This window comes from Bacillus sp. JJ1521 (assembly GCF_036965165.1).
In the GTDB taxonomy this organism is placed as follows: Bacteria; Bacillota; Bacilli; order Bacillales; family Bacillaceae_L; genus Ferdinandcohnia.
In genome coordinates this window covers 401-6561 of the sequence record NZ_JBALOX010000142.1, presented here as the reverse complement: position 1 = coordinate 6561, position 6161 = coordinate 401, and the positions used below count along the sequence as shown (strand labels likewise).

At 38.2% G+C, this 6161-nt stretch carries 5 protein-coding genes; all 5 read left to right on the top strand.

Features of this window, described 5'->3' with window-relative positions; translation table 11 throughout:
* On the top strand, positions 1 to 852 hold an 852-nt coding region (locus tag V7147_RS18280; protein WP_335369265.1), incomplete at its 5' end, for a sigma-54 interaction domain-containing protein.
* A 370-nt stretch (positions 853 to 1222) separates the two neighbouring features.
* Positions 1223 to 2008 carry a 3-hydroxybutyrate dehydrogenase gene (locus tag V7147_RS18275; RefSeq protein ID WP_335369287.1) on the top strand — a complete coding sequence of 262 codons (786 nt, stop codon included), beginning with the start codon at positions 1223 to 1225 and terminating at the stop codon, positions 2006 to 2008.
* Positions 2009 to 2078: 70 nt separating this feature from the next.
* Positions 2079 to 3284, top strand: coding sequence for an ABC transporter substrate-binding protein (locus tag V7147_RS18270; protein WP_335369264.1), 1206 nt, complete (start codon positions 2079 to 2081; stop codon positions 3282 to 3284).
* Between the two features lie 117 nt (positions 3285 to 3401).
* A complete protein-coding gene (locus tag V7147_RS18265) occupies positions 3402 to 4292 on the top strand; it encodes a branched-chain amino acid ABC transporter permease (protein ID WP_335369286.1) in 891 nt (296 codons plus the stop codon).
* A gap of 1 nt (position 4293) precedes the next feature.
* The gene (locus V7147_RS18260; RefSeq protein ID WP_335369263.1) at positions 4294 to 6108 is read left to right on the top strand and encodes a branched-chain amino acid ABC transporter ATP-binding protein/permease; all 1815 of its coding nucleotides are present in this window, start codon (positions 4294 to 4296) and stop codon (positions 6106 to 6108) included.
* Positions 6109 to 6161 lie beyond the last annotated feature (53 nt).

The window sequence follows — 6161 nt, the reverse complement described above, 5'->3', positions numbered from 1 at the left end:
ACAGGCAAGGAATTGTTTGCACATGCAATTCATGAAGCCAGTAACCGTTCTGAGGGACCACTTATATGCCTTAATTGTGCCGCCATACCAGCGAATTTATTAGAATCTGAGCTTTTTGGTTATGAGGAAGGGGCATTTTCAGGAGCAAAAAAGGGCGGAAAACCTGGAAAGATTGAACAGGCTCAAGGCGGAACGTTATTTCTAGATGAAGTGGGCGATATGCCTCTAGATATGCAGGTAAAGCTATTGCGAGTCTTACAGGAAAAAGAAATTCAAAGAATTGGTGGCAGTCAGACTAATCAGATTGATATAAGGTTAATTTCAGCAACAAATCGCCCGTTAGAGGAAATGGTTAAAAAAGGGGAGTTCCGAGAAGACCTTTATTACCGCCTTAATGTGATTCATATCATGATTCCACCTTTGAGGGAGCGCGGCAAAGATATCATTACTACAGCCCATCTAATTTTGGGTCAATTAAATAATGAGCTCGGAAAAAGCATAAGTGGCTTTCACCCAATTGTAGAAGATTTATTTCGTCGGTATAAGTGGGCGGGTAACGTGAGAGAAATGCAAAATGTCATTGAGCGTGCTCTTCATATCGCCGATAATGGTCCTGAAATTTGTTTAGAGCATCTTCCCCCTTATTTATTAGACCATGTTGAAAGGCATACAGATGTTTCATCCTACTGCTTCTCTCTTGAAGAAGAGGTGGAAAGGGCTGAAAAAGCCGCAATCATCCGGGCATTAAAGACAAGTGAAGGAAATCGATCTCAAGCGGCAGACATTCTTGGCATACATAGAGCTAGCTTATATCGAAAGATGGAAAAATATGATTTGTTAAAACTCCAATAAGTGTTGCGATAACGAGACATGTCGCATTATCGCAACAAAGTGTAAGCGTTTACTACTGTGACTATATTAATAAAAATAATGTTGCATTTTTGCAACGTTTTTTTATTGATTTTCTATATTTTCGAAATTATCAACCAAACTGAATTAAAAAATATAAAACAAAGAGTTAATAAAAAATAAAGAAATGGAATGTTTACAAGGTGTTCAGAGATCCTTCCAGATAGTTGGCACGAATTTTGCAAATCTAATAAATAGAGTAAAAAAGTATTCGCAGAAAGGAGAAAAAGGATATGAAAGTATATTCTTCAAATGATTATTGACGAGTAAAAATTAGAATTCCAATGGGGGGATTGTTGGTTTGAATCAAAGCATAGAAAAAACATTTGAGAATAAGGTCGTGTTCATTACGGGTGCGGCTAGTGGAATAGGTCTAGATTTAGCCCAAGTATTTGCTAAAGAAGGTGCAAGAGTAGTAATCAGCGATCTGAATGAAGAAACAGCAAAAGAAACGGCTGGGACCATGAAGAATGAAGGTTTAGATGTTATCGGGATTGGTTGTGATGTAACCGAGGAACAAGAAATCATATCTTCAATAAATTATACCATTAAAACGTATGGAAGAATTGATATTTTAATTAATAATGCAGGATTGCAGCACGTATCTATCATTGAGGATTTTCCTACTGAACGCTTTGAATTAATACTAAAAGTGATGTTAACAGGTCCTTTTATTGCTACAAAGCATGTATTTCCGATTATGAAAAAACAAGGATTTGGACGAGTAATAAATATGTCCTCTATTAATGGTTTAGTTGGTTTTGCAGGGAAGGCTGCTTACAATAGTGCGAAGCATGGAGTCAATGGTTTGACAAAGGTAGCAGCGTTAGAAGGGGCTGAATACGGAATCACCGTTAACTCCATTTGTCCTGGTTATGTAGACACTCCACTCGTTAGAAATCAATTAACGGACTTAGCAAAGACTAGAAATGTAGAGTTAGAGAATGTACTTGAAGAGGTCATTTATCCGCTTGTACCACAGAAGCGCTTATTGCATGTCCAAGAAATCTCTGATTACGTGGTTTTCTTAGCAAGTGAAAAATCAAAAGGTATTACTGGACAGTCGATTGTTATTGATGGTGGCTACACAGTCCAATAAGAAAGAATAGTAGTAAACGGTATTTTTCTTTCATTCATTTGAGGTTTATTAAAAAGGGGAGGGAATTATTTTGAAAAAGACAGCTGTATTCTTTCTAGTAGGTTGTATGTTCTTATTTACTATTTTAGTAGGATGTAGTCCAAAGATAGAAGAAACAGGTTCCACAGGTGATAGTAATTCAGGGGATTCTTCAGCTAAGGATACCTTTAACGTAGGTTTAGCTATTTCAATGTCAGGTGGAACAGCTCTATTTGGTGAAGGAGTAAAAAGGGGTGCCGAGCTAGCTATTAAAGAATTTAACGATGATGGCGGCTTTGAAGGACAAAATGCAAATCTAGTCTTATATGATGATGAAGCGAAACCAGAAAAGTCCGTCGAGATTGTTCAAAAATTAATTAATCAAGATAATATTGTTGCCTTAATCGGACCTGCTAACTCTGGGAATGCTATGGCCCACATTCAATTTACGCAAGACGCAAAGATTCCTGAAGTTATACCAGTAGCTACAGGTACACAAATCACACAAGAGTATAAAGATGCTGATAAAAACTATATTTTCCGAGTGGCTCCTCTTGATGGGGTTCAAGTATCTGCAATTTTAAAGGAACTTATCGATAAACAAGGACTAACAAAGCTTGGTGTCATCCATGATACGGAAGGGTACGGCCAAGGCGGCAGGGAAGATATTGTGAAGCAAATGAAAGAAACCTATAATATGGAACCCACTGTCATTTCAGCCTTTGACCCAAAAGAATTGAATCTCGAGCCTTCAATTCGTGATATGAATAATGCAGGGGTGGAGGCAGTTATCTTCTATGGGCTTGCACCACAGTCTGCAAAGTTACTAGAAGCTCGTTTCAATGAAGGGTTGGATGCTCCTATCTACGCGACTTGGGCTACAGGTGACCCTACCGTTTTAAAGCTAGTTGGGGATCTAGTGAAAGAAGATCTATTCTTTGTACAGTCTTATACGATTGATCAAAATGAAGCAGCAAAAAAATTCCACAAAAAAGTAGTGGACACATATGGTGAAGACGTGTTTCCTATTGCTACTGCACAAGGATATGACAGTGCAAAGCTTATCTTAGATGCAATAAAAAAGGTTGGCTTAGATAGTGAGAAAATTCGTGATCAAATTGAATCATTCACGGACTTTGAAGGGGTAACCGCAATTAAACCAGCAGCTTTCACCAAGGATAACCATGAGGCATTTGGTATTGACGAAGTATTCATTGCCAAATATAACGACGATTTACAAATCGTATCAGCAGACTAATAGAGTTAAATATACACTTTTTAAATGGTGTAAAGGGTGAGTCCACACGAGGATTTATCCTTTCACCAAAGCTTGTTTTTTGTAGCTTATCTCAAGGGGGCGTTTGCTTTGGAATTAATGGATATAGTAAAAGCCATTATTAATGGGTTAGTTTATGGAAGCATTTATGCGATAATTGCCCAAGGATATTATATTACGTTTATTACGACTAAAACGATGAACTTTGGTCAAGGTGACTTTGTCATGCTTGGTTCACTTATAGGATTATCTACCTTTACATCAATAACTGCTTTAGGTGGAGGTGTTTGGATAGCCTTTATAGCATCATTGTTATTGGTCATCGTCGTACTAGGTATCTCTGGATGGGCATTGGAACAGGTCGCAATCCGACCGTTGAAAAGTTGGCATTCCATTGGTTGGATTTTAAGTACTGTGGCCGTTGCTATGATTGTCAGAAACGTAGCTATGCTTATATGGGGAAGAGATGTCTTGATGGCCCCATCTCCATTTGGACGCGCTATTTTAGACCTAGGTGTCTTTAAAATCCGCTATCATGAACTATTTGTACTGGTTAGTGCTGCAGTTATTATGTTACTCCTATACGTCTTCTTAAAGAAATCATTATTTGGAAAGGCACTTGAAGCGGTTGCCTTTAATAGAGAGGCCGCTTCACTAATGGGAATCAATCCCCGATTAATGGCTTCCATTGCTTTTATCATTGCAGGTCTTCTTGCAGGAGTAGGTGGAGTATTAGTCGGACCTATGGTACATCCAGGTGCATTTATCGGTCTTTTCCTTGGATTAAAAGCATTTGCGGTTGCCATTATTGGTGGAATCGAGAATCCGCGTGGTATTTTTATCGGAGGTCTTTTACTAGGTGTATTAGAAAATCTCTTTACTTTATACAGTACATCCATGAAAGAAGCTGCTGCGTTCTTTTTAATTCTTGTTATATTAGCAGTCCTTCCTCAAGGATTATTTGGAAAACGAGTAAAGGAGAAGTTTTAATATGATAAAAGCAAAATGGTGGATTTATCAAATTGTGATCCCACTCGCCCTCATTTACGCGTTTCCATGGGTTTTTAACAATGCTCATACCATTCATGTCGCACAGACATTTTTGATTACCTACATTGTCATCGTTGGGTTAAATCTACTTGTTGGACTCTCCAATCAGCTTTCCTTAGGACATGTAGGATTTTATGCGATTGGAGCCTATTTATCGGTCATCCTTACCATGAAAGCGGACCTGAATTTCTTCTTAAGCATTGTTATCTCTAGCTTGATAGCTGCTGTATTTGGAGCGATTGTAGCTCTTTTGTCCTTACGAGCGAAAGGTCCTTATCTAGCCATGGTCACAATTGCGTTTGGAGAATTGGTTAGTATTATAGCGAACCGCTGGGTTGATGTCACAGGTGGTCCTGCTGGAATCAGATCTTCTGTACCTTCGCTCTTCGGTCTTGAGCTTGGCCCCGTTCAATATTTGTGGTTTATTGGTATTTTAGCAATCATCATTACGGCAGGTGCTACGAATATCTTTAGAGGTCGTTTTGGAAGGACCTTCACTGCTTTTGGAAATAGTGAAGTTGCATCAGAGGTGTTAGGGATTAATGTTCGGAATTGGAAAATACTAGCTTTCTCTGTTTCCGCCTTTTTAGCGGGTATAGGAGGAGGGCTGTTCGCTTTTCAAAATCAGTTTATTAGTAGTACAACGTTTGATTTGAATTTATCGATTATGTTCCTTATTGCGGTTATTATCGGAGGCTCAGGAACAAAGATAGGCCCAATTATAGGTACAGCGATTATTGTAGGGTTACCGCAATTCCTGCACAACTTTGTAGATTACCACTTAATGATCTTTGGTGGAATATTATTAATCGCACTTATCCTTTTACCCGATGGTATCGTGGGTGCCTTCAACAATCTTACTTTCTTTAAAAAGTTTTCTAGTAAGAAAGTTAATACTAAATTAGGAATCTTACATGATGATAGAAAGGCAACATTAGATTTACCTGAAGGAATTAATGGTAAAGTGCTAGATCTCAAAAATATTTCTATGCATTTTGGTGGATTAAAAGCAATTGACGAACTTGAAATCGAGGTTTTAGCTGGAACTGTCCATGGAATCATTGGTCCAAATGGTTCGGGTAAAAGCACCACAGTTAATATTCTAAGTGGAGTCTATATGCCGACTGGTGGAAACATGCTTTGGAAAGGAAAAAACATCACAAAATTTGCTCCGAATCGTATCGCACAAGAAGGGATTACGAGAACATTCCAAAACCTACAATTGTTTGAAGACATGAGCGTTTTACAAAATGTCATGGTTGGTTTTCATCGTCACTTCAAAACAGGATTCCTTAAAAACCTATTATATCTAGGTCAGGTATCTAAAGAAGAGCAATACTATGCACAAAAAGCCTATGACTTATTACGAATTGTTGGCTTAGAAAAAAGAGCCCATGAAAAAGCGTCAGACTTACCATATGGAGAACAGCGCTTAGTTGAAATAGCGAGGGGGTTAGCGTTAAAACCTGCCTTACTTATTTTAGATGAACCAGCAGCAGGGGCTAGTCCAAAAGAGGTTGAAAAAATCATGGATGTGATCCAACGTCTAAAAAGCTCAGGATTATCTATTATTTTGGTTGAGCATCATATGGATATTGTCATGAATATTTGTGATTATATTACAGTACTAGATTTTGGAAAGAAAATTTGCGAAGGAAATCCGGAAACGATTCAAAACGATCCAAGGGTAATTGATGCTTATCTTGGCGGGGAAGAGGTGAACCAGCTTGTTGCAGGTACAAAATCTATCAGTTAGTTATGGTCATGCGACCGCTTTAAGTGATGTATCAATGGAAGTAAATGAAGGTG